We start from the raw sequence: 26,933 nt of genomic DNA, 5'->3' as shown, positions 1-26,933 counted from the left end.
GTTCTTTGGTTAGTCCATATGAGGTTCGTCACATCCGTCAACCGGATCCACGGAGTGTGCACACAATTCGTGCCGATCCAGAACGGATCGTTCTGAATCGTTCGGCGGCTGGCTCAGGAGCCTGTCAGCAGAGAGACGACGACCCCGACGAGCGGATTGTCCGACCCGGCTCGATACCCCAGCACCAAGTCCAAGGTCCCGGCCTCGGGCAGGTCCCGAAACACCACGCCGTGCAGCGGATGCGAGCGCACCCCCTCGGGCACGATCGCCACCCCGAGACCTGCCGCGACCAGCGCCAGGAGAACCGATCCACCCGCCGCCTCGTGCTCACGCCGCGGCGTGTAGCCGGCCCCGGCACACAGGCGCGTGACTCGCGCATTGAGCGCAGAGTGCGGGCTGCTGTAGCAGACCCACGACTCATCACGCAGATCGCTCACCGAGATCCGTGCCTTCCCCACCAACCGATGCTTCGCGGGAAGGGCGAGCACCAGCGACTCCGAGACGAAGGGCGCCGTGGCGAGGTCCCGGCCGAGCACGGGCGGTCGCAGGATGCCGACCTCGAGGGTGCCGTCACGCAGCCCTTCACACTGAGCAGGGGTCAGCATGTCGGCATGGATCCCGAGCGCGACGTCCGGCAGCGCCCGCTTCACGACGCGGGCGATGCGCGGCAGGTGGGAGAAGGCAGCGGTGCCGTTCATCCCGATCCTGAGCAGGCCGGCCTGCCCCGCCGACAACCGGCGGACGCCGGCGATCGTGTCGTCGAGACGGCCGAACAGCTGGTCCGTCTCGGACTTGAGGAACTTGCCCGCCGTGGTCAACGACACCTGCCGGGTCGTCCGCTCGAAGAGCGTGACCCCGAGCTCCTCCTCCAGTTGGCGCACCTTCAGCGAGAGGGCAGGCTGGGCGACCTGGAGGCGCTCCGCCGCATGACCGAAGTGGCAGGTCTCCGCGACGGCAGCGAAATAGCGGAGATGGCGTAGATCCATCGACTGACACCAACCTTCCTTCTCTGTTCACCTGCAACCGCTCGTCCGGTGGCCACCCGGCCGGACCACCATAGACTCCGCGATTCCAGCACCGACCCTCCAATGCAGATGGGCACACGAGGGGTCCGGCTACAGTGACGCTGACGTCGCGCCGGCGCCCAGCCGGCGCCGAGCCGAGGGGACCAGCGATCGACGTACGACAGCTCCGCTACTTCGCCGCCCTGGCCGATACCCTCCATTACGGTAAGGCGGCCGAGCGCCTGCAGGTATCCCAGTCCGCACTCTCGCAGACGATCCGGCAGCTCGAGACCGAGCTCGGCGTCACTCTGCTCAACCGGACCACGCGCCAGGTGCTGCTCACGCCGGCGGGAGAGTTCCTGCAGTCCGAGGCGCAGCAGATGCTGAGCCGCCTGGACGAGACGACCGACAGCGTGCGCCGCTTCTCCGCCGGCCAGAAGGGATTGCTCCGCCTCGGACTGACCGGGACGGCGGCCTTTGCCTACCTTCCCCAGATCGCGCGTACGCTGCGGCAGCGCCTGCCTGAGGTCGAACTCGCCGTCCACGCCGACATGCTCACCCCAGACCAGTGCGATGGCATCCGCGCCGGCAGCCTGGACATCGGCATCCTGCGTCCGCCCGTGGTCGGCGACGACATCGAGACCATCCCGTTCACCACCGAGCCGCTGCTCCTGGCCATGCCGGCCGACCACAGGCTCGCCGACCGGTCAACCATCTCGGTCGCAGACCTGCGCAACGAGCCATGGGTGACCTACAGCAGTCACTACTCAGCCCTCAACGAGACCGCGACTCGGATGTGCCGCGAGGCCGGGTTCACCCCGCGCCGCGAGCACGCCGGAGCCGGCACCTCGGTCCTCCTCGGTCTCGTCGCCGCAGGCCTGGGCGTCGCGCTGGTACCCGGCGGCGTGCGCGCCTTCCCAATGGAAGGCGTCGTTTTCCACGAGCTCGACGAAGCCGAGCCGCTTGAGCTCGTGCTGGCCTTCCGCGCAAGCGGCGCGAGCGCGGTCGCGAAGGTCGCGCTGCCTCTGCTCGCCGGTTTCTGAGGTACGCCCCACCACCGTCTGCTCGCACCTGTCGTCGCACGCCACGCGACACCAGGCAGCCCTGCGCGTCCTGGAGAGACACGCGAATGGTTATTTATTAGCCAGACCCTTGTCAACAACGTCGATTATTCAGTAGCGTCACGCCTCAATCGCACGACGGCGTGCCGACGACTCATGACGGGGCCGCCTAGTTCGACCCCGGGAACGGCGGTGAGGCAAGTGAACGAAGCTCGGCGCAGACGCAGGTCCCAATGTGTGGCGGTCGCGATGCTGGCGACCATGACGTGGGGAGCGGGAGCCTGCGGCTCTTCCCCAGTCGCATCTAAGGATGAATCCGACAGCTCAGCGAACCACCCGTGGACCGGGCTCACCGGTCAAGCACGGGAGGACGCCCTCCTCGAGGCCGCCAAGAAGGAGGACGAGCTCATGGTCTACTCGGCCTTCAACGACGAGCAGGCGATGGCTGATGCGTTCATGAAGGAGTACGGCCTGGAGGTGGCTGTCTACAACGGCAACTCCGAGTCGGTCCTACAGCGAGTCGTCCAGGAGACGTCCGGCAACAAGCTCAACAACGACGTCATCGTGCTCCCGGCACCGGATCTGGAGTCGCTCAACGACAGCGGCATCCTGACCCCGTACGAGTCCGAGTATCGCGACGCGGTCTCGGTGCGCGGCAAGGGCGAGGACTGGACCGGCATCCGTCGACTGGCGTTCGTGGCCGGCTGGAACACCAAGAAGGTGTCGGAAGACGAGGTTCCCACCGACTACGCCGACCTCACCGACCCCATCTGGAAGGACCGGATGAGCATGGAGCTGGGCGACTACGACTGGTATGCCACGTTGGCCGACCACTACCGGGACAAGGGCATGTCGGAGGCCGAGGTCGACGACCTCTTCGAAGGTCTGGTGGCGAACTCCGAGGTGACCAAGGGCCACACGGCCCAGGGTGAGTTCCTGATCGCTGGCAAGTTCGACATCGCCCTCTCGCTCTACTCCCAGACCGTCGACCGCGCGAAGGAGGATGGCGCCCCGATCTCCTACGGTGACGCCACACCACGGATCGGCCCGGTCGTCGTTCGCTACGACGCCGGCGCGCTCATGAAGGGCGCCGAGAACCCGGCTTCCGCCACCTTGTACCTCGACTTCCAGCTCAACGAAGCAGGCTTCGAGGTCGACCGCGAGCTCGGCTCGCTCCCCCCGGTCCCCAGCGCGGACGACCCGATCGCCGGGGCGGACATTCTCGAGCAGGACGTCGCCGAGCTCGTCGAGCACCGCGAGGAGCTGGCCGACAAGTACGACAGCCTCGTCAACCACTGAGAGGGAAGACAACTGCATGTGCATCGAACCCGAAGGCGTCCCCCCGATGCTCCCGAAGGAGGAGCGAGGCCCCTCTGACCGGATCGATCCTCGCGAGCTCACCCCGTTGGGGCCTGTCTCGTGGGGGTACGCGGCGGTCCCGTCTGTACCCGCGACGGCCCCGCGGCCGATCCTCATCCAGTGCCACGAGCGCTACGGTGTCGTCCAGCACACCGTCGAGCTGGCCGACAGGTTCGCCGACGCCGGGCTGGTCACGGTGGCTCCGGACTTCTACGCCGATGTAGAGCTCACCGGCGAGGAAGAGCGGCTCCCGGAGATCTCCGACGCAGCGGCACTTCGCCACATCGACGCGGCGATCACGTACGCCCGCACGCTCGAGGGCTGCAGCGACGACTCGCCCGTCGCGGTGATCGGCGTGTGCCGTACCGGAAGCTACGGTCTGGTAGCCGATGCCGAGCGGGACGACATCAACGCCGTCGTCATGCTCTACGGCGGGGCGCAGGCGCGCGAGTACGAGATCGGCGACCTGCGCTCGGCGCCGTACGACAAGATTATCCGGGCCGGCACCTCGCCCGTTCTGGGTCTGTGGGGCGAGAAGGACCACACGATGTCGGTCGACGACGTGCGCGCTGTGCGCAACCTGATCGAGGACGCCAGCCGCAGCTACGACTTCGTGCTCTACCCCGACATGCCGCACGGGTGGCTCAACGACACCATGCCGGGCCGCTTCCGTGAGCAGGAGGCCACCGAATCGTTCGAGACCATTACCCGCTGGCTGCACGAGCGGCTCAGTGGCACCGACGACAACCAGGTCACCTGGTCGTTCACCTCGGCGTACGCCACCGACTACGACTTCGCCAGCAACCCCCGACTGCACTGAGGGAGACACCTTCATGGACCGCCCCACCCAACCGATCACCTCCTACGATCCCGCCCGCACGGCGCTCGTCGTCTTCGACATGCTCGAGGCCTACCGCCCAGCGATCGAGGAAGCCGGATCGCACCTGACGACCGCCAAGCTGATCGCGGCGTGCCGCTCGGTCGGAACCCCGATCTTCTACGCCCGGGCCGACCACCGCATCGACGGCGCCGACTTCGCGCGGTCGATCGCCGACACCGACTCATCCTTCACGCCCTGGGGACCGGAGAACCCGATCAAGCACAACCCACCCCACGACAGCGGCTCCCCCGAGTACCAGGTGCTCGCCGAGCTGGCGCCACAGCCCGGCGACTACGACGTGCCCAAGCATCGCTGGTCGGCCTTCCACGGCACGCACCTGGAGGTATCCCTCCGCAGTCGCGGGATCGAGCGGATCATGCTCGTCGGCGGCTCGGTCCATGTCGGCATCGCCTCCACGGCGTACGACGCCCGCGACATGGACTTCCAAGTCACTGTCGTCGAGGACTGCTGCAACGGTTTCCTCGAGCAGCGCGAGTTCTTCATGCGCAAGGTGTTCCCGCGCATGGTCAACGTACGCACCCTCGACCAGGTCGTCGAAGCGCTCGGCGCGTGAGCGACCGGACGACACCGGAGGGCGCGGTGATGAAGCGATGGACCCAGAACGTGCCCGAGCATGAGGCTGGCGCGCTCGGTGCCGGGCGACTCGGGCTCGGGCAGAGGTCGGCGCTGATCGTCGTCGACGTGACGTACGGGTTCACGGGGTCGGCGGGTCTGACCCTCGATGAGGCACGGCAGGAGTACTCCACCGCGGCTGGCCCCTCGGCGTGGGAGGCGATGCCGCACATCGCCCGGCTGATCGAGCTCGTACGCAGCAAGAGCATGCCCGTCGTCTACACCCGCTCGAGCGCGAACGACCAGGCCTTCGTCGGTCGAGCGACGAAGAAGCCCAGGACCGGCGCCAGGCTCGCGGACGGCTTCGGCGACTTTCCGGGCACGATCGCTCCCGAGACAGGCGACTGGGTGCTCGAGAAGGCCAAGGCGAGTGCGTTCTTCCAGACGCCGCTCTCGGTCTTCCTCGTGCGCGAGAAGGTCGAGTCGGTCATCGTCTGCGGCGTATCGACCTCCGGGTGTGTCCGGGCAACGGCCGTCGACTCGTGCTCGAACGGCTTCAGCACCTTCGTCGTCGACGACGCGTGCTTCGACCGGTCCTGGTTCGCGCACTGCAACAACCTCTTCGACATGGCCACCAAGTACGCCGACGTGCTGTCGGTCGACGAGCTCGAGAAGAAATGGAGTTGAGGATGAAGCACCAGGTTCTCGCGGGAACGGCCGGAACGTTCGCTCTCGCACTACTCGTGACCGGATGTGGCGGCAGCCCCGTCGCTGGCAGCGCGCCGGAGGCGAACGCGGACGCGACGGCTGTCTACGACAGGATCAACAGCCTCAGCGGCCAGGAACGCGAGGCGGAGCTGACCGAGCTCGCCGAGGAGGAGGGCCAGCTGACCGTCTACACCTCGAACACCGACATGGAGGCGATCATCGCGGGCTTCGAGGAGGAGTACGACATCGATGTCGAGCTCACTCGCGGCAACTCCGAGACGGTGCTGCAGAAGCTCCTCACCGAAGGGAGCGCGGGCAAGCTCAAGGTCGACTTCGTCGACAACAACGCCAACGAGCTCAACATCATGGCCGACCAGGGCTTCCTCTACGACTACGAGAGCGAGTACCGCGATGCCGTCCGTCAGGACGGCCAGATGGACGGCTGGACCTCCCACTACTTCAACGCGTTCGTCGTCGGCTGGAACACCGACAAGGTCGAGGCCACAGACCTGCCGAAGGAGATCAAGGACTTCGCCGACCCGAAGTGGAAGGGCCTCATCTCGCTCGAGCTCAGCGACATCGACTGGTACGCCGCCGTCTCTACCTACTACCTCGACCGGGGCATGAGCGAGCAGGAGGTCGACAGGATGTGGGCCGGCATCGCGGCCAACGCCTCGGTCGAGAAGGGGCACAGCACGATGGGTGACATGCTCTCGGCCGGCAAGCTCGACATCGCCCTCTCGATCTACCAGCACACCGTCGACGGCGCCTCCGCCGACAACGGTGCCCCGGTGGCGTGGAACCCCGACGGTCAGCACGTGGAGCCCGTCGTGGTCCGTCCCAACGGCGCCGGCCTCATGTCGGCGGCCGAGCACCCTGCGGCCGCCATGCTGTTCATGGACTACGTGCTCAGCGAGGGGCAGCAGACCATCGCCAACGTCCACCGGATCCCGACCGTGGAGGGAGTTCCCTCACCGATCGACGAGGTCGAGACGATCGGCGTCCCGGAGGAGGAGATGACCGGCGACCGGTACGAGTACTGGGACGACAAGTACCGTGACCTGGTCGGTGGTTGATGCCGCCCGCCGACGCGACCGCCGGGTTCGGGGAGTCAGCTGGTCCCGAATGCCTTCTCTACGTGGGAGGGGTCGATCAAGCCATCAAGGTCCACGTCCTTGACCCCCTCGACGGACCCATCCAGGAACTCCACCGATAGTTCCAGCTGCTCCGGCGAAGCGAGTGGAGCCTCCTGGATGACCTCGGAGGTGTAGTAGTTCCATGCGTCATCCAGTGCCGCCTGATCGTCCTCACCGAGGTAGTCGCCGAGGATCCGAGTGGCGCCCTTCTGGTTGCCCTGTACGAAGTCCGTGCCCTGCTTCAAGGCAGCGAAGAACTGGTCCAACACCTCCGGGTGATCCTCGTTGTAGGAGGTCAGTGCGACGTAGCTGACGTTCATGTACGGGATGTCCTCCTTGGCCAGGTCCACCAGCCGGTGCAGACCCGCGTTCTTGAACTGCAAGCTCGCCGGCGGATGCGTCGCGGCCGCGTCGATGGCCCCGCTCAGCAGTGCGTTGTTGACGTTGGACACGTTGCCCAAGGGCACCAGGTCGACGTCCGACGGTTCCAAGCCGGCAGCCTTGATCGCCTCGACCGTGCCGACGTACTGCGAACCGCTCTTCGAGGTGTAGCCGACCTTCTTGCCCTTCAGCTCTACGCCGGTGGCCACGTCCGCATACAGCTCGAAGGGCAGCACAGGTGTGGCCGCGCCGAGGATCTTGACGTCGTTTCCCGCCGCAGCGGCCGAGACGACCTGAGTGCCACCGATGGCGGCCATGTCGACCTGGCCGGACAGCAACGCCGGGAAGCCCTTCTCACTGTCCAGGTTGACGAGCTCGACCTCGAGGCCATGCGCCTCGAAAAAGCCTTGCTCCTTCGCGGCCCACAGCGGCAGGTTGTCGGCCACCTTCTCGCTGTAGCTCACCTTGATAGTGGTGAGGCCGTCCGCCGACTCGTCGCCGCCGCAGGCGGTGAGTGTGGCTGAGGCGACCGCGATCAGGGCCGCTGCGACGACACCTCGCTTCATCCAGGTTCCTTGGTTCATCTGTCTCTCCTTGTCGTGGGGTTGGACGGTCAGTGGCTGGCGGGGCGCCAGGATGCGAAGTGCGCCTCCACACGGCGCAGGAGCGCCGTAAGCGCCACGCCGGTGATCGCGAAGACGAAGAGGCCGACGAAGATCTTCGACGACTGGTACTGCTGGGCAGCGGTGTTCATCATCATCCCGACGCCGTGTTGGGCACCGCTCAGCTCGGCGACGTAGACGCCGATGAGCGCCTGGCCAACCGCGAGCCGTAGGCCGCCCGCGATGAAGGGGACGGTGCCCGGCAGCGCGACGGTGCGGAAGAGCTGGAGGTCGCTGGCGCCGAAGCACTGGGCCACCCGCACGACGCCCTGCTCGAGGGCGTGCATGCCCTGCGCCGTGTTGATGAGGATCGGGAAGACCGACATCAGGAACACGATGATGACCTTCGGTGTGATGCCGAACCCGAAGAAGACGATGATGAGCGGTGTCATGGCGATGCGCGGCGTCGCGTAGAGGAACGTGATGAACGGCGACAGTGCCCAGTCGACCGGCCGATACCAGCCGATCAGCAGTCCCAGCGGCAGCCCGACGAGCACGGCGAAGAAGAGTCCGATCACCAGCTCTTGGAAGCTGGCCCCCATGTCCGCCCAGAAGGACGCCTGCTGGAACATGGAGACGCCCTCGTCGAGCACGTCGAATGGCCCTGGGAGTACGCCACGTGGCTTGATCTCCAGCAGCACGACCACCTGCCAGGCGACGAGCGCGGTGAGTACCGCTGCGGTTCCCACGACGAACTTCGGCGACAGCCACGGCCTGCGCGCTGGCCTTCCGCCGGCCGGGGTGCTCGCCTGTGGTGGCGACTTCACCGTGGTCGTCGTGCTCATGATCGGGCTCCTTCCTTGGCGGCGTACAGCACGTCGGCGATCTCGTCGTGCAGGTCGGCGAACTCCCTCGTACGCCTGATGCCCTGCGCCCGAGGGCGCTCCCAGGGCACCGTGATCTCCTGGACGATGCGGCCGGGTCGAGGGCTGAAGACGGCGACCCGGTCGGCGAGAAAGGCCGCCTCGGAGATGTCGTGGGTGACAAACAGCGCGGTGACGTCCCGGGCCGCGCACACCCGCAGCAGCTCGGCCTGGAGAATCTCGCGGGTCTGTGCATCGATGGCCGCGAACGGCTCATCGAGCAGCAGGATCTCCGGGTCGACGGCGAGCGCGCGGGCCAGGTTGACCCGTGCCTGCATGCCGCCGGAGAGCTGGCTCGGAAAGGAGCTCGCCGCATCGGTGAGCCCGACCAGCTCGATCAGCTCCATGCCGCGCTCGCGGGCCTCCGTCTTCGACCAGGCCTTCGAAATCTCGAGCCCGTAGGTGACGTTCGCGAGCACGGATCGCCAGGGCAGCAGGTTGGGCTGCTGGAAGACCATCGCCCGGTCGGGGCCTGGCCCCGGGATGACGCGCCCATCGAGGGTCAGCTCTCCCCCACTGGTCGGGACGAAGCCCGCGACTGCGTTCAGCACCGTCGTCTTGCCGCAGCCAGAGGGACCGACGAGGCACACGAAGTCGCCGCGACTGATCTCGAGGTCGACGGAATCTACGGCCGTGACGACCTCGTCCGTGCCCGGTTTCGCATACTGAATGAGCAGGTCACGTGCAAGCAGGTGACTGGCGGTTGCTTCCAAGGCGCTGCCTTTCTGGTGGGGGTGGGGCGGTCTCAGATGACGAAGGACTCGGTCGCCTCGGGCGCAAACAGCTCATCGGCGGTCCGAGGCCGGGAGGAGAGTCCCTGATCGTGGTGGTAGCGACAGAAGACATCGAGGACGTGCCGGTTCGCCTCCAGGCCGTAGGACCAGTAGTCCTGGCCGAGCAGCCCGCGTGCCTCCTCGAGGTGAGGCATCAGCCAGGGCTCCATGAACCGCAGCGCGGAGGCGTCATAGATCCGGTCGTACGCCTGGTTCTTGGCGATGTCGAGCGCCTTGGTCAGCGACTGGGCGACCCACGGGTACCGCTCATAGACCTCGCGCCGGACCGCCACCACGTGCATGATCGGGAAGATCCCGGTGCTGGCGTAGTAGTCCTTCTCCGCGGACACCATGTCCGGGAAGAGCCGGCGGACACGGCCGTCGCCGCGCCCGAACGAGCTCGGGATCCGGGGACCGTAGAACGCGTCGATCTCACCGGCATGGAGCATCTCGTTGAGCGTCCGGTCGGGCGGGATCGGGGTCACCTCGAAGCGGGTGCTGATCGCGCCCTTCTCGATCCGGCCGGGTGCCTCCTGACCGCCGGTGAGATAGGTGACCGAGTCCAGCGGGACGTCGTACTCGTCGGCCAGGATTCCGCGGATCCAGACGTTCGCCGTCAGCTGGAACTCGGCGTTGCCGACCTTCTTCCCGCGCAGGTCCGAGGGTTTCTCGATACCGGACTCGGCGTTGACGAAGATCCCACCGTGACGGAACTGCCGCGAGGTGAAGACCGGCAGCGCCACGAACGGGACCGGGTCGCGATCCAGGGTCGCCAGGTAGGTCGACAGCGACATCTCAGCGACGTCGAACTCCTGGTGTCGTGCCATCCGGAAGAAGGTTTCCTCGACCGGCAGACGGAGGTACGTCAGGTCGATGCCGTCCGCGCGGACGGACCCATCCTCGAGGGCCCGGGTGCGGTCGTAGTCGCCGCAGGCGAAGGAGAGATGGAGGTTCCCCATCAGCGCCCCATCGCGGTCAGGCGCTGGTCCAGGCGCGGGTAGACCCGGCGCGCATTCGCCTCATAGATCTTGGTGAGCTCCTCCCGCTTCAGGCCGGAGGCTTCGACGTACTGCAGGGTGTCGTCCCACTCCAAGCCGGTCTCCGGGTCGGCACCACGTACGGCGCCCAGCATCTCGGCGGCGAACAGGATGTTGTCCGCGGGGATCACCCGGGTGAGCAGGTCGATGCCGGGCTGGTGGTAGACGGCGGTGTCGAAGAAGACGTTGTCGAGCAGCTCGGCCGGGTCCTGCCAGCCGTAGCGCATCGCGAGACCGCGGTAGCGGCCCCAGTGGTAGGGCACCGCTCCCCCGCCGTGCGGGATCACGAACCGGAGCCCGGGGAACCGCTCGAACAGGTCCGACTGGAGCAACTGCACGAAGACGCTCGTGTCAGCGTTGAGGTAGTGGGCGCCGAGGGTGTGGAAGTTGGGGTTGCAGGCGCTCGAGACGTGGACCATCGCCGGGACATCCAGCTCCTCGAGCGTCTCGAAGACCGGGAACCAGTACGGGTCGCTCAGCGGGACGCCCGCCCAGGTGCCGGATGGGTCAGGGTTGAGGTTGACCCCGACGAACCCGAGTTCGGTGACCACTCTGCGGATCTCCTTTACCACCCGCCCCAGGGAACCCCCCGGCGTCTGTGGCAGCTGAGCGACGGCAGCGAAGTTGGCCGGGAAGAGCTCGGTGACCCGGTGGACCAGGTCGTTGCAGGTGCGGGCCCAGTGGACCGCCACGTCGCGGTCAGGGACGTGGTGCTCCATGCCGGAGGCCTTCGGCGAGAACAACATGAAGTCGGCGCCGCGCTCGCGCAGGATCTTGAGCTGGTTGTGCTCGACGCTCTCCCGGATCTGGTCGTCGCTGATCTGTGCCGGGTAAGGCACCGGCGCCGAGGGATCGGCGAGCCTGGCGAGCAGACCGTCGCGGAAGTCCTGGTGCTCTCGCGGCGTGGTCGTGTAGTGGCCGTGGACGTCTATGATCATGCCTGCTGCTCCTTAACCCAGTCCTCGTAGTCGATGTAGCGGGTGCCCGCCTTCTCGACCATCGGACGCATGTTGTTGACGTCGAGCGCGATCTCGCCTGCCTGGTATCGGGCCCGCGCCGTCGCCTCCTTCTCCTCGCGCGCGGTCGAGGCGGCGAGCACGGCCGCGGCGCGCAGCCTCGGGACGGCGACGACCCCGTCGTCATCGGCGACGATGACGTCGCCGGGGTTGACGATGCGACCGGCGATGCTGATCGGCACGTTGACGTCGCCGACGGTGCCCTTGCCGGTGCCTTCGGCCGAGACCGCCTTCGACCAGACCGGGAAGTCCATCTCGTTGAGGTCGGCGACATCGCGTACGCCCGCCTCGATCACCAGGCCGCGTACGCCGCGGGCCTTGAGCGAGGTGGCGAGCAGGTCGCCGAAGTAGCCCATGTCGCATGGCGCGGTCGGCGCGACGACGAGGACATCGCCCTCGGCGCACTGCTCGACTGCGACGCCGATGGTGGTGTTGTCGCCGGGCGCGACGGTGACCGTGACCGCGTTTCCGGCAATGCGTACGCCGTGCTGGATCGGGGTCAGGTGCGACCCGAGCAGGCCGATGCGATTCTGTGCCTCGTGGACGGTGGCGACCCCGTACGCAGCCAGCGCATCCACCGTCTCGCGGCCTGCGCGCGGAGGGTTGGTGACGACGACGGGCATCAGCGCACCGCCCCGCCGGCCTGGCCGATCATGTCGGGCATCATCGAGACGTGGATCGCATCTTCGTCGGTCTCCCCCGCGAGCACGCGGATGGCGTGGTCGACCTGGTCGATGCCGTAGCGATGCGTGGCCAGCTTCTCCAATGGGTAGCGGTGCGAAGCGAGTTGGGCGACCGCCAGCTCGCAGGCGTTGAAGGAGTGGCCACGGGCGGACTTGATCGTGATCGACTTCTCGGTGACCTTCTTGACCGGGAAGTCGGGGAAAGCGGCAAGTTCACCCTGAATGAGCAGGGTGCCCTCTCGGCGCTTGAGAACATCGACGCCCAGCAGCACCGGGGCCGTGCCGGCGCGGGAGGTGCAGTCGAGGACGAAGTCGACACCGCGGCCGTCGGTCAGGTCCATGACCTTCTCGCGCGGGTCCTCCGTGAGGACGTCGACGACCGCGTCGGCGCCGAGTTCCTTCGCGAGCTCGAAGCGCTTCGCATCGCGCGTGGTGCCCGAGACGATCACCTGGGCGGCACCGGCGGTCTTGGCGGCGACCAACTGGGCGAGCCCCTGCTGGCCGGGGCCCTGGATCAGGACGGTGTCGTTGTAACCGACCCCAGCGGTGAGCAGCGCCCACTCGATGCCGTTGGACAGCGGCATCACCAGGCCGGCCTCCTCGGCCGTGATGGAATCCGGGATCTTGTGCATCACCGAGTTCCAGGGCAGGTACATGTACTCCGAGAAGCCGCCCCACAGGGCACCCTCGAAGCCGGTGGAGGTGTAGCCGAAGCGGCGGGCGTCGGGGTTGGTGCGCCAGTCGGTCGCCTCGCAGTGGCGGTACTCGCCGATCCGGCACCACTCGCAGCTGAAGCAGGCCACGTAGTGCTCCAGGAAGATGCGGTCGCCGATCTCGACGTCGTGGCGGCGCAGGAAGTTCTCGCCGGCCTCGGCGATGACCCCGACGTTCTCGTGGCCCATGATCACCTCGCCCTTGGTGGCGGGGGTGGTCGGCGGGCTGGAGTAGAGCTTCACGTCGGTGCCGCAGATGCCTGCGACCTCGACCCGGAGCAGGGCCGAGTCGGCATCGATCCGGGGCCTGTCGAACTCGCGCATCTCGGTCGTGCCGGGTGCGGTGCGGACTGCCGCGAGCACCTTGTCGGTCATGGACTCTCCCTCGTGAACTGGCATTGGCAGAATGGTATGACCAACACTATCATTCAAATGTGAGAGGGGTCACCCGCTGCTCCTCTCCCCCCGTCTCAGTCAGGAGAGCCGATGCCGGAGCTGAAGACCCTCACCCGCGCCCAGGGCGCAAACCAAGCGCTGATCTCACACGAGGTCGAACCGGACGGCTGGACGCTGTCGTTCGCCGACGAGCCCGTCCTCGTCAAGGGCTTCCGCAAGATGGTGCGCGACGACGAGTACGACGTCGCCGAGCTCGCCGTGACGACCTACCTGACTGCCAAGGAGCATGGTGCGAAGTTCACCGCGCTGCCGATCTTCATCGTCCGTGACTTCCACCACGGCAAGACCCAGGTGCTCGCGGACGGGCCCGTCAGGACCACCGCCGATCTGGCTGGCAAGCGCGTCGGCGTGAACCGCGGCTACACCGTCACCGCAGGCGTCTGGGCCCGAGCGGCCCTCGCCGACGCCGGCCTCGACCTGTCCTCGGTCACCTGGGTTCTCTCCGGCGACGAGCACGTGGCGACGTACGTTCCGCCGGCCAATGTCGAGGCCGCTCCCGTGGACCGCACCCTGGAGGAGATGCTGCTCTCCGGCGAGCTCGACGCGGTCGTCAACGCGGGCATCGAGAACGACACCGTCGTCTCCCTCCTACCGGAGAGCGCCGCCTGGGACTCGCTGAAGGAGACCGGTTTCGTGCCGGTCAACCATCTCGTCGTGGTCCGTGACGAGCTGCTCGAGGCGAACCCCGGCCTGGCGACGGCGATCTTCGACGCCTTCGCCGAGGCCAAACGCAGATACGTCGCGCGACTCCAGGACGGGCTCGCGGAGACGAAGCAGGACCGCAGCTTCCTGAGGTTCACCGAGGTCACCGGCCAGGTCGACCCGCTGCCCTACGGGGTCGAGGCCAACCGCGCCGTCCTGGAGAAGCTCATGGAGAACGCGATCGCGCAGGGGATCCTGACCAGGCCGCTCGCGCTCGAGGACGTGTTCGCCGCCGAGACCCTCGGGCTTGAGGGATGACCCCGCGACGACTGGCGGTCGCCGCCGACCACAACGGCGTCGCGCTCAAGGCTCTCGTCGTCGAGCGCCTGTCGGCGGCCGGGCACCAACTGACCGACCACGGCGCCGACGCCGCGGCCGGCGAGGTGCACTACCCGCCGCTGTGTGCCGCCGTGTGCGACGACATCCTCACGGGACGCGCCGACGGCGGGATCATCATCGGCGGCAGCGGCTCCGGCGAGTCGATCGCCTGCAACCGGCGTCCCGGCATCCGCGCGGGCATCGCCTGGTCCCGCTGGGCCACCGAGATCTCCCGCGGCAACAACGACGCCAACGTCATGATCGTCCCAGCCAAGGCACTCGACGACACTGCCGCGCTCGAGCTGGTCGAGATCTGGCTGCGCACGCCCTTCAAGCGCGGCGTGCATGCCGAGCGGCTGGCTCAGATCGAGGCGCACGAGACCGGGCGTTGAGCGATCACGACGGCCCGGCCGGTGGGCACCTCCAAGGCGCAGGCCTGCTCGTCGGTCAGCCCCTCGACCAGCCGCCGCAGCATCCGGATGGTGTTGCCGTGCGAGACGACGAGCACGGTGCAGCCCGCGGCGACCTGCGGCAACAGGATGCTGACCACGTACGGCTCCAGCCGGGCGAATACGTCGGCGAGGCTCTCGGCCCGACCCTCGGCATCGCGCGGCGGCCGGCCATCGATGCTGCGTCGCCAGCGAGCGACCGGCCCGGCGCCGTAGCGCGCGACCGCGTCGGCGCGGCGCATCCCCTGGAGCGCCCCGTAGTGCCGCTCGTTGAGCAACTCGGTCCGCAGGGCACCCACGTCCGGACCACCGCAGCTCTCCAGCACGAGGTCGGCGGTGTCGACCGCGCGAGCCAGCCGGGAGGTGTGCACCATGTCCGGGACCAGACCATCGGCGAGGAGCAGTCGGCCGGCCGTACGCGCCTCGTCGCGCCCGGTCGCGGTGAGCCCGACATCGACCCAGCCAGCAAACCGGTCCGCGGCGTTCCACTCGCTCTCGCCGTGGCGCAGCACGACGAGGGTCAATGCCGGTCCAAGAAGGCCAAGATGCGCGCCGGCGCGGTCTCCGGAGTCTGCTCGACGACCGGGACGTCCCAGTAGTCGTGCACCGGCAGGCACTCCTCGAGGTAGCGCGCCGCCGAGGGAGCGTGTGAGACGTCCTGTCCCGGCACGATCAGGGCCGGTACCTCGAGGGTCATCAGGTCCTCGGCCTCGACCCCGGGCACGGTGTCCCGGTCGAAGAGCCCGCGAACGGTGGCGGTCACGATCAGGTCGTAGCGCACCGGATCGATCGTGGCGTACTCCTTCGCGAACGCCTCGTCGGTGCGCAGCGGCGCCGCCCACGGCCCCACGCGCGGGTCCTTGCTGAAGCCCGCGGTCGTCGAGCGCGCCAAGTCGACGACCGCGGGCAGGCCGTGCTCGGCGACGTAGGCGAGGTGCTGGACGAAACGGCGGTGCTGCGCCTGGCGGTAACGCGGCCCACCGGCCGGGGAGAAGAGCACCATGCTCCGCACCCGGTCGGGAGCCGCGACCGCGAGCGCGGCAGCGGTGGAGCAGCCCACACAACCGCCCATCGTGTGCGCCCGCTCGATCCCCAGGTGATCGAGGAGGCCGAGCGCCTGGGTCACGTAGACCGGCCAGTCGAGCCGTTCCACGCGGCCGCTCGACTGCCCCGACTCCCGACGGTCGAAGACCACACAGGTGTAGCGGTCCTTGAACGCGTCCACGAACCCGAGGTCGCGGTAGCGGCCGAAGTGGGTCCAGTTGTCGAGGCTCGAGTCGAACCCGCCCGGGCTGAACATCAGGATCGGCGGGCCGTCACCGACGGTCTCGTAGCGGGTCCTGATGCCGTCGATGTCGACGTACGGCATGCGCTGCTCTCCTGGTTCTCAGGTGGACGGTGGTACCGGGACGCCGCCACGGATCTGGCGGGCGGCACGGACGTCGGAGGCGTACTCGGTCAGTGCGTCGTACGCCGTCCTGGCCACGTTGGCGTAGGTGTCCGGCTCGGAGTCGAGCCACTTCTCGTGGTAGCCGATGGCAGCGGTCGCCATCCGGATCCGGCCGTCCAGCCAGGGTCCACCGCCGAAGCCACCGAGCACCGGTACGTCGACAGCGGCCACCACGGCCGGCCCGACCACGGGGCCGGAGTTGGTGAAGTTGAGCAGCGAGGCGCCGGCACGGACGAGCCGCTTGGCATCGACGACCATCTCGGCCTGCATCTCCTCGGGGATCGCGCCTGTTGCGGCGCCGGTATAGGCGACGCCATAGCGAAGAGCGGTCTGCGGGGTGATGCCGAACTGGGCGAAGACCGGGATCCCGGCACGCACGATCGCCTCGACCGCCTCCGGGTAGTCGGCCGCACCGTCGAGCTTGACCAGATCGACGCCGGTCTTCTTGACCAGTCTGATCGCTGCCCTCACCGCAGCGCCGGTGCCTTCCTGGAGAGGACCGTAGGGGAAGTCGACGCTCACCAGAGCGCGCGTGACACCTCGGCGCACGGCCTTCGCCACGACGATCATCTCCTCGAGCGTGACCTCGAGCGGGTTGTCGTGACCCCAGAGGTTGGCGCCGACGGTATCGCCGACCGAGATGATGTCGACGCCTGCCCTGTCGGCGATCCGGGCCATCTGGTAGTCCCAGGCGACGACGCAGACACTCTTCTCGCCTGCTCGCTTCATCTCCTGCAGTCGCTGCAGCGTGACCTTCTCGATGCTCATGCGCGCGTCGCCCTCAGCAGCTCGACCAGGTCGTCCTCGTCGGCGGGCACCAGCAGGATCCGGGCGTACGGCCGTAGCGTGAGCAGGGCTTCGCTGCTCAGCCTGCCCGGCGTGATGACCAGGCCGGCCGTCATGATGCCGCGAACCTTGCAAGCCGCACCGATGGTGGCGGCCGCCTCCGAGTTCTCACCCGCGGTGGAGACCATCACGACGGTGTTGCTCTGCTCGAGCTCGCCGGCGAGCGGGACCGTCTCACCAGCCATGGTGATCAGATCGTGTCCGGGGTCGTACGCGACATAGAAACGAGCCTGCCCCCAGTCCTCTTCCGAGGCCGCGCGGACGATCATCTCTGCGGCCTCGTCCAGGGCGACCACACGGGTGTTGCGTGCCGCCGCGAGCGGGTAGTCGATGCGGTATCGGGCTTCCTCCGTCGTCGTCGCACGAGCGGAGCTGCTGATCGGCACAGGCGTTGACACAGACACAGCTCCTACTCAGACCGTGGTCTGCGGAACGCCCGGCTTGGCGACCATCGCCTCGCCGATACCTTCGACGAAGGGCTGATCCTTGGGCAACACGATGGCAACCGAACGCACCTTCTGGTCCTCTGGGCGGTTGCCGATGGGCTCGACCCCCTCGGCCAGAGCCAGAGCGGCCTTGCGGAGCTTCTGACGGGCCTTGATGATGCCGGCGTCCGTTGCGACGAGTCGTTCCTTGGTCCGGTCGACAACCGGCCCCATCGACTCCTGCAAGGAGGAGTCCTGCAGCGCGATGCCGTGGATCCCGGAGTACGTCTCACCGCGGCGCTGGGCCTCGCGGTCCATCAGATAGTCGTTGTCCTTGTTGGCAAGCGGGCGGTAGGCATCGTCGTTGGCGCTGTGGACACCCTTGCCTGCGCGCATCGCCTCGACCTCGGTGTCAGTGAGCTCGCGGGTGGGGTGGTAGTCGAAGCTCCATGCCCAGCAGTTGTCGTCGTCGATCGGCACCCAGAAGTGGCCGTGCATCGGATGGTCGGCGCGCGGCGGGACCATGGTGAAGTTGGGCAGCACCCACGGCGTCACGCGCCAGTAGTAGTGGCCCTCCTCCGCGTTGCGGCGGGCACCGATGAGCAGGCCGCCCTCGTAGTCGACGACCTCGAAGTACGGCTTGAGGTCACCGGCGTTGTACTCGTTGCCCTTGGATCCCTTGAACAGCGGGTCGGTATTGAGGTTGCCCGAGTGCAGGAAGGTGACGTGGCTGGAGTCGATGCCGCCCTCGAGTGCCTGCAGCCAGTTGCACTCCTGCAGACGCTTGGACGTGAAGTTCTGCTTCTCGGAAACCGTGTAGGCCTCCCACTCGGGAAGCGGCGGCTGGTCGGCCGGGTCACCCATGTAGGTCCACAGCACGTCACCGAGCTTGACCAGCGGGTAGCCCTTGAGCTTGACGTTCTCACAGAAGTTGCTGGTGGCCGGTTCGCTCGGAACCTCGATCGCCTGGCCCGTGTAGTCGTACTTCCAACCGTGGTAGGGGCAACGCAGGCCACCCTCCTCGTTGCGGCCGAACCACAGGCTCACACCGCGGTGGGCGCAGAACTCGTCCATCAGGCCGTAGTTGCCGTCACTGTCGCGGATGGCGATCAGCCGCTCGGAGAGAATCTTGACCCGGACCGGCGGGCAGTCGTTGTCGGGCAGCTCCTCGGCGAGGAGCACAGGCTGCCAATAGCGACGGAACAGGTCGCCCATCTTCGTCCCCGGGCCGGTCTGCGTCAGCAGATCGTTGATCTCTTTCCTGAGCACTACATCGTCCTTTCGCTTGTGGCCGTTGCCACATCAAGATAATTATCAGACCATTAATCCATTAGGCAAGGCCTAGTACTGCGAGGGAGGAACATCGACCACGAGCCCATCCAGCTCGGCCGTCATCTCGATCTGGCAACCCAGGCGGCTTCCAGGCCGTCGATCCTCGACACCGAGGTCGAGGAGGTCGTCCTCGAGGTCGCCGGGAGCGCCGACCGCATCAAGGAACTCCTCGCGCACCCAGACATGACAGGTCGCGCACGAGTTGTTGCCGCCGCACTCCCCGACGATCCCGGGGACCCCGTTACGGACAGCCGAGGCCATGACGTTGTCCCCGAGCGCGGCATCCACAGCGCGCTCGACACCGGATTCGTCGACGTAGACAACCTTGGGCACTTCAACTCCTCTATTCGAATGACTAATGGCCTTACCAATATACCATCGCCAAGCGAGTGCCACTAGACCCCACTCGATCGCCGTCATGCCGCGGGTCGGCGAGAGCACGTGAATGCGCTCGGCCGCCCACGGGGCCAGGGAAACGCTGAAGAGGGCGCGCGAGGACGCGCCAGCGGCATCGACGAGCGCGGTCGAAGCCGAGATCGACCGCACGGCAACTCCCGATGCTCCGGGCGCGTGACCGAATCAGAAAGGCCGCCGGATCTGCTTCTCAGCAGGTCAGACGGCCTTTTCGAGGTGGTGCGTGATACTGGGTTCGAACCAGTGACCCCCTCGGTGTGAACGAGGTGCGCTACCACTGCGCCAATCACGCGTTGCGGGTGAAACATTAGCGCATCCGCTCACCGGACCCACATTCGGGCCATGCCGGACGTAGGCTCCCGGCCATCGGCAGGACACGTGGATGCAACCGAAGGAGCGAAGATGCTCGCGTACGAACGGACCGGCAGCGGGGAGCCGCTGCTCCTGATCCATGGCATCGCGCACCGCAGGCAGGCGTGGGGCGGGGTGGTGGAGCGGCTGGCCGAGGAGTTCGAGGTGATCACGATCGATCTGCCGGGGCACGGTGAGTCGCCGGCGTTCGATCTGGCGGGGCGTACGGTGCGGGAGGCGGTGGCGCATGAGCTGAACGAGCTCCGGGAAGAACTCGGGATCGAGCGGCCGCACGTCGCCGGCAACAGCCTCGGCGGGCTGCTCGCGCTGGAGATGGCCGATGCCGGGCACGCGCGGTCGGTGACGGCGCTCTCCCCCGCCGGGTTCTGGATGAACGGCCTCGACTACCTCTACGTCAGGGGCCTGTTCGCCGGGATCCAGGCGGTCGCGCGGCCGCTGGCGCCGGTGGCGGGGTCGCTGCTGCAGTCGAGGGTGGCGCGTACGGTCACGATGGGCTGCTTCTTCGCCCACCCGGAGCGGCTCGACCCTGCCGTCGCGGCCGCCGACACGGCCAACATGGTCGCCTCGCGCGCGGGGATCAAGACGTTCTTCAGCGGTGCCTACCGCTACCCCGGAGCGACGCAGACCGATGTCCCCACCACGATCGCCTGGGCGTCGCGCGACCTCACCCTGCTCCCCTACCAGGCGAAGGTGGCCGCGCGGCAGCTTCCGCACGCGACCCACCGGTGGCTTGCGGGTTGCGGCCACGTACCTATGAACGATGACCCCGACCTGGTGGCCGAGGTCATCCGCGAGACTGCCCGGACGCAGCCGCGCGACGAGCAGGTCGCCTAGCCCCTCTAGCCGCGAGCGGCGAGGATCCCGCGCGGGTCGAAGGCGACCCGGATCTCCGTGATCAGCCCATCCTCGACGCGCATCCAGTTGGCGGTGGGGGCGGGCTCGGCGACGGTGGTGTGCAGGTCGAACCAGGTGATCACGCTCGGCCCGTCGGCGAGCCGCTCCTTCACCTCGATCTTGTCGAGCACCTGGGCCATGCCCTCGAGTCCGGCGACGCACTCGGCGGCGCCCTCGATCGTGGCGAGCGGGCCGGCGAAGCTCACGTCGTCGGCCAGCAGCGCACGCAGACGGGTGAAGTCGCGCTCCTGCCAGGCGGTGAAGTACGCCTCGGCGAGCTCGGCAGCGGATGCGGTCATCGGTTCTCCTCAGATCGGTTCGGGTTTCACCTCCCAGCCTGACCCGACACCCGCGAACACTCAAACAGATAGTTCTGCTGCTTGCTAGCATCAACGGTGATGGAAATCGGACAGCTCCGCTACTTCGTCGCCGTCGTCGACCACGGCTCGTTCACGGCCGCGGCCCAGCGCCTCCACGTCAGCCAGTCGGGCATCAGCGCCCAGCTGGCCAAGCTCGAGCGCGAGCTCGGCCATGACCTGCTCGTCCGGGGTCCCCGCAACGTACGTCTCACCCACGCCGGCGAGACGCTCCTCCCCCGCGCCCGCGAGGCGATCCGGGCGATCGAGGGTGTGCGGCAGAGCGCCGACGAGCTGAGCGACCTGATCCACGGCCAGGTACGCCTCGGGATGATCTCCGGCTGCACGATCCCTGGCTTCCTGGACGCCGTCGCCACCTTCCACCGGGAGCATCCCGGGGTCAGCGTCGAGCTCGTCGAGGACACCTCCGACCGCCTCCAGCGACGTACGCTGGCCGGCGAGCTCGACCTCGGCCTGATCTCCCATGCGGGACCCGTCATCGACGGCCTGGCCACCGAGTCCGTCAGCGACGAGCGGCTCGCGGTGATCACGCCGCCCGGCCACCGCCTCGCCGGCGCCCGGCCGAGGCTCGCCGACCTCCACGAGGAGACGGTGCTCTGCATCCCGCCGGGCACGGGCGTACGCACGGCTCTGGAGCAGTCGTGCGCGCGGGCGGGTGTGGAGTCGAAGGTCGACCTGTCCGGGTCCAACCCGGAGACGCTGCTCGGGCTGACCGCCCGCGGACTGGGCGTCTGCGTGCTGGCCGAGTCGATGGCGGCCGGGACCGATCTGGTCGCGACGCCGATCGTCGACGCGGAAGTGAGGGCCGGGCTGGCGCTCGTGGTCCGCGAGGGTGACCAGCAGCGCGCCACCCGGCGGCTCTACGACCTGCTTCAGGCAGTTCTCACCTGAGGATGGCGCAGCCCGGGATGATCCTCGGGCAGCGAGCGCCGCAGGACGACCCAGCTCACCAGCAGGCACAGCGCGACCAGGGGCCAGCTGAGCGCGACCCGGGCGATCGCCAAGGCGACCACGTCGCCCGACCACCACAGCGGGCCGAAGATGGCGACCCGGATGACGTACTGACAGACCCAGACCCAGCTCGCCAGCGCATAGCCCCGCAGCAGGACGGGGTCGCGCCGCCAGGCGCCGCGCTGGCGCAGCACCAGACCGACAACCACGCCGAGCAGCGGCCAGCGGAACGCGATGCTGACCACCCACACCAGGGCGCTAGCCGCATTGGCGGCGAGCTGGACCACGAAGAAGTCCTCCGCCCGGCCCGTACGCAGCGCGATCATCGCCGCGACCGCGACGCCCGCCACGCCCAGCAGCACGGCGCGCGGCTTGCGGCCCTTGCGCCACTGCCAGAGGGCCACGATCGCGGCCACCGCGAGTGCCACCACGGTCGCGATCCACAGCTCCCCGCTGACCAGCCAGCCGGCCGCGAACGCTACCGGCGGGACGGTGGCGTCGATCGCGCCGCGCGCGCCTCCGAGGAGGTCTGCGAGGGTCTCGGCGTCTTCGTTGCGGCGGTCGGTGGTCATCACACGAGTAAGGCTAGCCTTACTTGCAAGGCGCGTGACGCCTCGGCCCGCGCAAGCGACCACTCGGCCGACCGGGGCGACGCCTCGGCCGACGGGGGTGACGCCTCGGCAAAATTTCACCGGGAGGGCAACCGGCGGACGTACGGCGGCCATCCGGCGCCGCTTTGCTCTGAGCGCCGCTGCTCGGGCACGCGGAAGACGCCCCATCCAAGCGGAGGATTCAACGTGTCACACGAGCACCACCCCCACTCGCACGGGCCGGACGGGCACCACCACGCCCACGCGCACGGCCACGACCACACTCACTCCCACGAGGTCGACGAGATCACCCTCGCCGCCTCCTCGGACGCGTCCGACAGCGACCTGCGTCCCGCCGAGGTCACCCGGCGCAACCTGCTCCGCGCCGCCGGCATCGCCGGCGCCGTGACCGCCGGGATGGCTGGCATGACCGGCGTGACCCCGGCGATGGCCGAGACCGCCACGACCGCCACCGCGAAGGGCGGCAACCGGGCCACGATCCGGCACTGGCTCGCCGGCGACCACCACATCCACACCCAGCACAGCTCGGACGCGATGTACCGGGTCATCGACCAGGCACAGCACGGCGCCGCGTACGGCCTGGACTGGCTGGTCATCACCGACCACGGCGGCGCCACCCACGCCAAGCTGGGCGTCGACCTGGTCAACCCCGACATCGTGGCCGCGCGCAAGGTGCTCAAGGACACCCTGATCTTCCAGGGTCTGGAGTGGAACATCCCGGCTGCCGAGCACGGGACCGTCTTCGTCGCGCCGGGGCGCAACGAGGTCGCGGTGCTCAAGCAGTTCGAGAACGACTACGACGGCTCCGTCAAGGGCGCCAGCGGCAACTCCCCGGAGAACGAGGCGCTCGCCGTCGCCGGCATCCAGTGGCTCGGCAAGCAGGTCGACAAGCGCCGCGTCGCGGACGCGCTCTTCCTGGCCAACCACCCCGCCCGCAACGGCATCGACAGCCCCCACGAGGTGCGTGCCTGGCGCGACGCCGACCCGCGGATCGCGATCGGCTGGGAGGGCGCGCCCGGCCACCAGGCGGCGGGCCTGCCCGCCGGCTACGGCCCCGGCAGCGCCCGCGGCTACTACGGCAACTCCGCCGGCCCGAACTCCTTCCCCGGCTACCCCGCCGAGTCCTACCGCTCCTGGGGCGGCTTCGACTGGTTCACCTCGACCGTCGGCGGCCTGTGGGACTCGCTGCTCGCCGAGGGCAAGCCGTGGTCGATCAGCGCCAACTCCGACTCCCACGTCAACTGGGGCACCACCTCGCGCCGCCCCGACGGGTCGGACTCGGCCTACTTCAACGCCAACGGCCGATACGGCGACCCGGTCTACGCCGGCTCCCTCAACACCACCGCCGGTGACTTCTGGCCGGGCTACTACAGCCGCACCCACGTCGGCGCCTCCGAGCGCAGCTACGGCGCGGTCATGAAGGGCCTGCGCAACGGCCGCGTCTGGGTCGACCATGGCGCGCTGGTGAAGTCGGTCGACGTACGCGTCGTCTCCTCCGACGGTGGCTCGGAGAGCCTCGGCGGCACCCTGAAGGCGAAGAGGGGCAGCCGGATCTCGCTGGTCGTCACCATCGCCGCCCAGGACGTCCCGAACTGGTCGCAGTTCCTCCCCAGCCTCAACCGGGTCGACGTGATCCGGGGCGCGGTCGACCCGACGTACGTCTCCGACCGCGACACCTGGAAGGCGCCCGACACGAAGGTGATCGAGCAGACCGACACCTCGGGCCGCACCGGCACCTTCCAGCTGCGCTACGACCTCGGTCGTGTCGAGGAGGCGTTCTACGTGCGTGTCCGCGGCACCGACGCCAACCGGTCCCAGCCCGGCTACCTCGGCGCCAGCATCGACCCGGCCGGTCCCGCCATCGACGTCGTCGGCGACGCCGACCCGTGGGTCGACCTGTGGTTCTACACCAACCCGGTCTGGGTCGTCCCGACTCGATGACCACCCGACCCCTGGCCGTCGATGCCGACGCCCGGGACCTCGCCGCCGCCGAGCACCTCGTCCATCGCCTGGACGAGGTGCTCGGCGAGCCCGATAGCCCGTACGTCATCAGCACCCATGTCGTCCGCGGGCCGACCGGCCGCTTCGTCGCGGTCCTCGACTGGCCCGATGGCCCGACGGTCGAGGAGCTGACCGCGCTCCTCGCGGACCAGCTTCCCGAGGCGTACGTCACCCTCGACTCCCCCGCGATCGACGAAGCCGCCGCGCGCACCGCCGGGCGGCTGGCCCGCTACCCGGGACGTACCGCGATCGAGACCGTGACGACGGTGGCCGCCGTCGAGACGGACAGCGTCGTCGACGCCGTCGAGGGCCTGGCCGGGATATCGCTGGAACCCGGCGACACCCTTGATCTCACCGGGTTCGCGCGGCCGGTGTGGCGCGAGGGGCGCTGCGTACTCCTGGTCCAGCGCTCCGCCACCGGTCTGGTGCCGTTCGAGATGCGTCACCAGATCCCCTGCTGCTCGGACCACTGAGGTTCAGACCGACGCGGAGCCTCGCGGCAGCGGAGCCTCCCAGTGGCGCCACATCGCCAGCAGCCGCCAGCCGGCGCAGGCGATGAAGGCGGCGGTCATCACCAGCGGCTGGGGCAGCGCGAGGAACAGGCCGAAGGCCACGATCGCGGCGCCGGCGAAGGCGGGGATGGCGTAGAAGACGCTGCGGCGCAGGATGATCGGCACCTGACCGGCGAGCACGTCCCGGAGCACACCACCGCCCACGCCGGTCGCCAGCCCCATGATCGCGGCCGCCAGCGGGGAGAGCCCGAAGTCGAGTGCCTTGACCGCCCCCGCGATGACGAACAGCCCCAGGCCCAGGGCGTCGAAGACGTTGATCATCGGCCCGAGCCGGCCCAGCGCGGGATGGAAGTAGAAGGTGAGCAGACCGGCCGCCATCGGCACCACGAGGTAGCGCCAGTCGGAGAGCGCGGCGACCGGGGTCGCACCTATGGACATGTCACGCAGGATGCCTCCGCCGAGCCCGGTGACGCAGGCGAGGACGACCACGCCGAAGATGTCGAGCTCCTTGCGGACCGCCATCAGGCCGCCGGAGAGCGCGAAGACGAAGCACCCGACCAGGTCGAGCACGAGGAGGGTCAGCGTCTGTTCCACCACCGAATGGTCGCCTCGTTCGTCCCAAAAACCCCAAATGCCACGGCCACGCCGCACGACCACCCAATACGATGCAGGTCTGTGGCGTAGGGTCGTCACAACCGTATCTAGAATTGAGAAGAGGATGTCAGCCGAAGGATTGCCCCTGACTCCGGGCCAGCTCGAAGAGCAGGCACCGGATGAGGCTGGTCCCGTCCTTCTGCGGCTCATCTCGGTCAGTGACGATGGTTTACGCATGCTTCTCGTCGATGACGAGGACCGTGAATACACCGCCGACATCGACGACCGTCTCCGTGCAGCACTCGAGGCTGTGTCGACCCGCCGATCGGAGCAAACCGTGAACAAGACCCCGAGCAGCAGCCTGCGGCCCCGTGACATTCAGACCCGTATTCGTTCGGGCGAGAGTGCCGAGGAGGTCGCCGCTGTCGCCGGCACCACGGTCGAGAAGATCTTGGCCTTCGCCGGTCCCGTCCTCGCCGAGCGCGAGCACATGGCACAGCGCGCCCAGCAGGCTTCCGTGCGCCGTCGGCCCGGTGAGGCCGCCAGCACCGCCCGCACCTTGGGCGAGGCGGTCGGCGCCCACTTCCAGACGATGTACGTCGACCCCGAGTCGGTCAACTGGGACTCCTACCGGCGACCCGACGGGCGTTGGAAGCTCACCGGTGAGTATGAGACCCCCGAGCGCTCCGGCATCGCCGAGCTGACCTACGACGCCCCCGGCAACTTCGTCGAGCTCGACAACGACGACGCCCGCTGGCTGACCGGCGAGAAGCTCGAGGCCGCGGCGCCCGAGCCGGAGCCGATCACCGACGACATGCTCGCCGCGCGGCGTCGCCGCGCACAGAGCTCGACCCCGTCGGCCCCTGCAGCGCAGGCTCCGGCAGCGCCGGCCCCGCCCGCCCAGGCACCGGCCCCGGTCACCCCTCCCCCGGCTCCCCAGCCGGTCAAGGAGGCCAAGCCGGCCAAGACGGCTCAGGTCGATGTCGACACCCCGCTCGAGGCATTCCTCGGCGACGAGACGCCAACCGGCAAGCAGGAGCCGGTCCCCGCCGAGCCCGAGCTCGAGCCGACGGTCGTCGAGCCCGCGGCCGCCGAGGCTCCGGCCGATCCCGAGCAGTCCGACGAGGCCCAGCAGAAACCTGCCAAGAAGTCGTCCGCGCGCCGCAAGCGCGCCTCGGTCCCGAGCTGGGACGAGATCATGTTCGGCGGCGGCAAGTCGGAGTGAACCGACTGGTGTGAACCCGTTCACGGACCGGCCATCGGCCGGTCCGTGTTACGTCGGCGACCCGACCCGACAGAGTCGGCAGCGGGTCGGGCGCAGTTCACGCGCCCCCGATGAAGTGAGTGGAGGCAAGCACTTCCACCCTTCTCGGAGGCCCC

The 26,933-nt window shown here is 68.4% G+C and carries 30 protein-coding genes and 1 tRNA gene; 13 read left to right on the top strand and 18 right to left on the bottom strand.

Annotation, left to right across the window (positions count from 1 at the left end; genetic code table 11):
* Positions 1-113: 113 nt before the first annotated feature.
* Positions 114-986, bottom strand: a complete 873-nt coding sequence (locus ABZU72_RS08480; protein ID WP_355018409.1) for a LysR substrate-binding domain-containing protein — start codon at positions 984-986, stop codon at positions 114-116.
* A gap of 134 nt (positions 987-1,120) precedes the next feature.
* Between ABZU72_RS08480 and ABZU72_RS08475 the strand changes: the two genes are divergently transcribed.
* The 6 genes from ABZU72_RS08475 to ABZU72_RS08450 all read left to right on the top strand — a co-directional run bounded on the left by ABZU72_RS08475 (position 1,121) and on the right by ABZU72_RS08450 (position 6,661).
* Positions 1,121-2,047 carry a LysR family transcriptional regulator gene (locus tag ABZU72_RS08475; protein WP_355018408.1) on the top strand — a complete coding sequence of 309 codons (927 nt, stop codon included), beginning with the start codon at positions 1,121-1,123 and terminating at the stop codon, positions 2,045-2,047.
* Positions 2,048-2,326: 279 nt separating this feature from the next.
* Positions 2,327-3,364 carry an extracellular solute-binding protein gene (locus ABZU72_RS08470; protein WP_355018407.1) on the top strand — a complete coding sequence of 346 codons (1,038 nt, stop codon included), beginning with the start codon at positions 2,327-2,329 and terminating at the stop codon, positions 3,362-3,364.
* A gap of 46 nt (positions 3,365-3,410) precedes the next feature.
* Positions 3,411-4,244 carry a dienelactone hydrolase family protein gene (locus ABZU72_RS08465; RefSeq protein WP_355018406.1) on the top strand — a complete coding sequence of 278 codons (834 nt, stop codon included), beginning with the start codon at positions 3,411-3,413 and terminating at the stop codon, positions 4,242-4,244.
* Between the two features lie 13 nt (positions 4,245-4,257).
* Positions 4,258-4,878: an isochorismatase family cysteine hydrolase gene (locus tag ABZU72_RS08460; RefSeq protein ID WP_355018405.1), complete on the top strand. Its 621-nt coding sequence runs from the start codon at positions 4,258-4,260 to the stop codon at positions 4,876-4,878.
* Entirely contained in the window at positions 4,875-5,564 is a 690-nt protein-coding gene (locus ABZU72_RS08455; protein ID WP_355018404.1) for an isochorismatase family protein, read from the top strand. The genes ABZU72_RS08460 and ABZU72_RS08455 overlap by 4 nt, the downstream gene beginning before the upstream one ends.
* Positions 5,565-5,566: 2 nt before the next feature.
* Positions 5,567-6,661: an extracellular solute-binding protein gene (locus tag ABZU72_RS08450; RefSeq protein WP_355018403.1), complete on the top strand. Its 1,095-nt coding sequence runs from the start codon at positions 5,567-5,569 to the stop codon at positions 6,659-6,661.
* 35 nt (positions 6,662-6,696) lie between these two features.
* Here the strand turns inward: ABZU72_RS08450 and ABZU72_RS08445 are convergent, their stop codons facing one another.
* From ABZU72_RS08445 to ABZU72_RS08415, 7 genes are read right to left on the bottom strand one after another with little or no spacing between them, the layout of a single operon-like run.
* Positions 6,697-7,686: an ABC transporter substrate-binding protein gene (locus ABZU72_RS08445; RefSeq protein WP_355018402.1), complete on the bottom strand. Its 990-nt coding sequence runs from the start codon at positions 7,684-7,686 to the stop codon at positions 6,697-6,699.
* A gap of 29 nt (positions 7,687-7,715) precedes the next feature.
* Positions 7,716-8,549, bottom strand: a complete 834-nt coding sequence (locus tag ABZU72_RS08440; protein WP_355018401.1) for an ABC transporter permease — start codon at positions 8,547-8,549, stop codon at positions 7,716-7,718.
* Positions 8,546-9,340, bottom strand: coding sequence for an ABC transporter ATP-binding protein (locus tag ABZU72_RS08435; protein WP_355018400.1), 795 nt, complete (start codon positions 9,338-9,340; stop codon positions 8,546-8,548). The genes ABZU72_RS08440 and ABZU72_RS08435 overlap by 4 nt, the downstream gene beginning before the upstream one ends.
* 32 nt (positions 9,341-9,372) lie before the next feature.
* Entirely contained in the window at positions 9,373-10,359 is a 987-nt protein-coding gene (locus ABZU72_RS08430) for an ABC transporter substrate-binding protein (RefSeq protein WP_355018399.1), read from the bottom strand.
* Complete coding sequence (locus tag ABZU72_RS08425; RefSeq protein ID WP_355018398.1) at positions 10,359-11,375, bottom strand: amidohydrolase family protein; 1,017 nt, start codon at positions 11,373-11,375, stop codon at positions 10,359-10,361. Before ABZU72_RS08425 ends, ABZU72_RS08430 begins: the two co-directional genes overlap by 1 nt.
* Entirely contained in the window at positions 11,372-12,076 is a 705-nt protein-coding gene (locus ABZU72_RS08420) for a 4-carboxy-4-hydroxy-2-oxoadipate aldolase/oxaloacetate decarboxylase (protein ID WP_355018397.1), read from the bottom strand. The genes ABZU72_RS08425 and ABZU72_RS08420 overlap by 4 nt, the downstream gene beginning before the upstream one ends.
* Positions 12,076-13,224 (bottom strand): alcohol dehydrogenase catalytic domain-containing protein, encoded by a 1,149-nt coding sequence (locus ABZU72_RS08415; protein ID WP_355018396.1) that lies wholly within the window; start codon positions 13,222-13,224, stop codon positions 12,076-12,078. Before ABZU72_RS08415 ends, ABZU72_RS08420 begins: the two co-directional genes overlap by 1 nt.
* A 111-nt stretch (positions 13,225-13,335) precedes the next feature.
* Between ABZU72_RS08415 and ABZU72_RS08410 the strand changes: the two genes are divergently transcribed.
* On the top strand, positions 13,336-14,265 hold the full coding sequence (locus tag ABZU72_RS08410; protein ID WP_355018395.1) for an ABC transporter substrate-binding protein: 930 nt from the start codon (positions 13,336-13,338) through the stop codon (positions 14,263-14,265).
* Complete coding sequence (locus ABZU72_RS08405; RefSeq protein WP_355018394.1) at positions 14,262-14,717, top strand: RpiB/LacA/LacB family sugar-phosphate isomerase; 456 nt, start codon at positions 14,262-14,264, stop codon at positions 14,715-14,717. The genes ABZU72_RS08410 and ABZU72_RS08405 overlap by 4 nt, the downstream gene beginning before the upstream one ends.
* On the opposite strand, the gene ABZU72_RS08400 is transcribed toward ABZU72_RS08405, so the two are convergent.
* The 7 genes from ABZU72_RS08400 to ABZU72_RS08370 form a co-directional block, all read right to left on the bottom strand.
* Positions 14,687-15,298, bottom strand: a complete 612-nt coding sequence (locus tag ABZU72_RS08400) for a 2,3-diphosphoglycerate-dependent phosphoglycerate mutase (protein ID WP_355018393.1) — start codon at positions 15,296-15,298, stop codon at positions 14,687-14,689. The two genes, ABZU72_RS08405 and ABZU72_RS08400, sit on opposite strands and share 31 nt — an antisense overlap.
* Complete coding sequence (locus tag ABZU72_RS08395) at positions 15,295-16,143, bottom strand: alpha/beta hydrolase (protein ID WP_355018392.1); 849 nt, start codon at positions 16,141-16,143, stop codon at positions 15,295-15,297. The genes ABZU72_RS08400 and ABZU72_RS08395 overlap by 4 nt, the downstream gene beginning before the upstream one ends.
* Positions 16,144-16,161: 18 nt before the next feature.
* Complete coding sequence (locus ABZU72_RS08390) at positions 16,162-16,992, bottom strand: 3-methyl-2-oxobutanoate hydroxymethyltransferase (RefSeq protein WP_355018391.1); 831 nt, start codon at positions 16,990-16,992, stop codon at positions 16,162-16,164.
* On the bottom strand, positions 16,989-17,468 hold the full coding sequence (locus ABZU72_RS08385) for a hypothetical protein (RefSeq protein WP_355018390.1): 480 nt from the start codon (positions 17,466-17,468) through the stop codon (positions 16,989-16,991). The genes ABZU72_RS08390 and ABZU72_RS08385 overlap by 4 nt, the downstream gene beginning before the upstream one ends.
* Positions 17,469-17,483: 15 nt before the next feature.
* Complete coding sequence (locus tag ABZU72_RS08380) at positions 17,484-18,764, bottom strand: Rieske 2Fe-2S domain-containing protein (protein ID WP_355018389.1); 1,281 nt, start codon at positions 18,762-18,764, stop codon at positions 17,484-17,486.
* Between the two features lie 72 nt (positions 18,765-18,836).
* Positions 18,837-19,160 (bottom strand): 2Fe-2S iron-sulfur cluster-binding protein, encoded by a 324-nt coding sequence (locus ABZU72_RS08375; RefSeq protein ID WP_355018388.1) that lies wholly within the window; start codon positions 19,158-19,160, stop codon positions 18,837-18,839.
* 298 nt (positions 19,161-19,458) lie between these two features.
* Positions 19,459-19,533, bottom strand: a tRNA-Val gene (locus ABZU72_RS08370).
* Positions 19,534-19,643: 110 nt separating this feature from the next.
* Between ABZU72_RS08370 and ABZU72_RS08365 the strand changes: the two genes are divergently transcribed.
* A complete protein-coding gene (locus ABZU72_RS08365) occupies positions 19,644-20,447 on the top strand; it encodes an alpha/beta hydrolase (protein ID WP_355018387.1) in 804 nt (267 codons plus the stop codon).
* A gap of 5 nt (positions 20,448-20,452) precedes the next feature.
* On the opposite strand, the gene ABZU72_RS08360 is transcribed toward ABZU72_RS08365, so the two are convergent.
* Positions 20,453-20,806: a nuclear transport factor 2 family protein gene (locus ABZU72_RS08360; RefSeq protein ID WP_355018386.1), complete on the bottom strand. Its 354-nt coding sequence runs from the start codon at positions 20,804-20,806 to the stop codon at positions 20,453-20,455.
* A 99-nt stretch (positions 20,807-20,905) separates the two neighbouring features.
* Here ABZU72_RS08360 and ABZU72_RS08355 point away from each other — a divergent pair, with 99 nt between their 5' ends.
* Positions 20,906-21,775: a LysR family transcriptional regulator gene (locus ABZU72_RS08355; protein ID WP_355018385.1), complete on the top strand. Its 870-nt coding sequence runs from the start codon at positions 20,906-20,908 to the stop codon at positions 21,773-21,775.
* Here ABZU72_RS08355 and ABZU72_RS08350 read toward each other — a convergent pair.
* Positions 21,757-22,407 (bottom strand): DUF3159 domain-containing protein, encoded by a 651-nt coding sequence (locus ABZU72_RS08350; RefSeq protein ID WP_355018479.1) that lies wholly within the window; start codon positions 22,405-22,407, stop codon positions 21,757-21,759. The genes ABZU72_RS08355 and ABZU72_RS08350 overlap by 19 nt on opposite strands.
* Positions 22,408-22,632: 225 nt before the next feature.
* Here ABZU72_RS08350 and ABZU72_RS08345 point away from each other — a divergent pair, with 225 nt between their 5' ends.
* Both ABZU72_RS08345 and ABZU72_RS08340 read left to right on the top strand, forming a co-directional pair.
* A complete protein-coding gene (locus ABZU72_RS08345; RefSeq protein ID WP_355018384.1) occupies positions 22,633-24,387 on the top strand; it encodes a histidinol-phosphatase in 1,755 nt (584 codons plus the stop codon).
* The gene (locus tag ABZU72_RS08340) at positions 24,384-24,920 is read left to right on the top strand and encodes a hypothetical protein (RefSeq protein WP_355018383.1); all 537 of its coding nucleotides are present in this window, start codon (positions 24,384-24,386) and stop codon (positions 24,918-24,920) included. Before ABZU72_RS08345 ends, ABZU72_RS08340 begins: the two co-directional genes overlap by 4 nt.
* A gap of 3 nt (positions 24,921-24,923) precedes the next feature.
* Here the strand turns inward: ABZU72_RS08340 and ABZU72_RS08335 are convergent, their stop codons facing one another.
* Positions 24,924-25,553, bottom strand: coding sequence for a trimeric intracellular cation channel family protein (locus ABZU72_RS08335; RefSeq protein ID WP_355018382.1), 630 nt, complete (start codon positions 25,551-25,553; stop codon positions 24,924-24,926).
* Here ABZU72_RS08335 and sepH point away from each other — a divergent pair.
* Complete coding sequence (gene sepH / locus ABZU72_RS08330) at positions 25,456-26,778, top strand: septation protein SepH (RefSeq protein ID WP_355018381.1); 1,323 nt, start codon at positions 25,456-25,458, stop codon at positions 26,776-26,778. The genes ABZU72_RS08335 and sepH overlap by 98 nt on opposite strands.
* Positions 26,779-26,933 lie beyond the last annotated feature (155 nt).

Origin of the sequence: Nocardioides sp. NPDC004968 (assembly GCF_040608935.1) — a bacterium.
Lineage (GTDB): Bacteria > Actinomycetota > Actinomycetes > Propionibacteriales > Nocardioidaceae > Nocardioides.
This window is presented reverse-complemented; position numbering and strand designations above follow the sequence as displayed.

Excerpts from the sequence above, each read along its gene's own strand:
- ABZU72_RS08470 (WP_355018407.1), top strand. The coding sequence starts at position 2,327 with ATGACGTGGGGAGCGGGAGCCTGCGGCTCTTCCCCAGTCGCATCTAAG.
- ABZU72_RS08445 (WP_355018402.1), bottom strand. The coding sequence starts at position 7,686 with ATGAACCAAGGAACCTGGATGAAGCGAGGTGTCGTCGCAGCGGCCCTG.
- ABZU72_RS08350 (WP_355018479.1), bottom strand. The coding sequence starts at position 22,407 with ATGACCACCGACCGCCGCAACGAAGACGCCGAGACCCTCGCAGACCTC.
- ABZU72_RS08355 (WP_355018385.1), top strand. The coding sequence starts at position 20,906 with ATGGAAATCGGACAGCTCCGCTACTTCGTCGCCGTCGTCGACCACGGC.
- ABZU72_RS08390 (WP_355018391.1), bottom strand. The coding sequence starts at position 16,992 with ATGAGCATCGAGAAGGTCACGCTGCAGCGACTGCAGGAGATGAAGCGA.
- ABZU72_RS08420 (WP_355018397.1), bottom strand. The coding sequence starts at position 12,076 with ATGCCCGTCGTCGTCACCAACCCTCCGCGCGCAGGCCGCGAGACGGTG.
- ABZU72_RS08365 (WP_355018387.1), top strand. The coding sequence starts at position 19,644 with ATGCTCGCGTACGAACGGACCGGCAGCGGGGAGCCGCTGCTCCTGATC.
- ABZU72_RS08415 (WP_355018396.1), bottom strand. The coding sequence starts at position 13,224 with ATGACCGACAAGGTGCTCGCGGCAGTCCGCACCGCACCCGGCACGACC.
- ABZU72_RS08340 (WP_355018383.1), top strand. The coding sequence starts at position 24,384 with ATGACCACCCGACCCCTGGCCGTCGATGCCGACGCCCGGGACCTCGCC.
- ABZU72_RS08430 (WP_355018399.1), bottom strand. The coding sequence starts at position 10,359 with ATGGGGAACCTCCATCTCTCCTTCGCCTGCGGCGACTACGACCGCACC.
- ABZU72_RS08360 (WP_355018386.1), bottom strand. The coding sequence starts at position 20,806 with ATGACCGCATCCGCTGCCGAGCTCGCCGAGGCGTACTTCACCGCCTGG.
- ABZU72_RS08405 (WP_355018394.1), top strand. The coding sequence starts at position 14,262 with ATGACCCCGCGACGACTGGCGGTCGCCGCCGACCACAACGGCGTCGCG.
- sepH (WP_355018381.1), top strand. The coding sequence starts at position 25,456 with ATGTCGAGCTCCTTGCGGACCGCCATCAGGCCGCCGGAGAGCGCGAAG.
- ABZU72_RS08460 (WP_355018405.1), top strand. The coding sequence starts at position 4,258 with ATGGACCGCCCCACCCAACCGATCACCTCCTACGATCCCGCCCGCACG.
- ABZU72_RS08450 (WP_355018403.1), top strand. The coding sequence starts at position 5,567 with ATGAAGCACCAGGTTCTCGCGGGAACGGCCGGAACGTTCGCTCTCGCA.
- ABZU72_RS08440 (WP_355018401.1), bottom strand. The coding sequence starts at position 8,549 with ATGAGCACGACGACCACGGTGAAGTCGCCACCACAGGCGAGCACCCCG.
- ABZU72_RS08395 (WP_355018392.1), bottom strand. The coding sequence starts at position 16,143 with ATGCCGTACGTCGACATCGACGGCATCAGGACCCGCTACGAGACCGTC.
- ABZU72_RS08410 (WP_355018395.1), top strand. The coding sequence starts at position 13,336 with ATGCCGGAGCTGAAGACCCTCACCCGCGCCCAGGGCGCAAACCAAGCG.
- ABZU72_RS08480 (WP_355018409.1), bottom strand. The coding sequence starts at position 986 with ATGGATCTACGCCATCTCCGCTATTTCGCTGCCGTCGCGGAGACCTGC.
- ABZU72_RS08465 (WP_355018406.1), top strand. The coding sequence starts at position 3,411 with ATGCTCCCGAAGGAGGAGCGAGGCCCCTCTGACCGGATCGATCCTCGC.
- ABZU72_RS08425 (WP_355018398.1), bottom strand. The coding sequence starts at position 11,375 with ATGATCATAGACGTCCACGGCCACTACACGACCACGCCGCGAGAGCAC.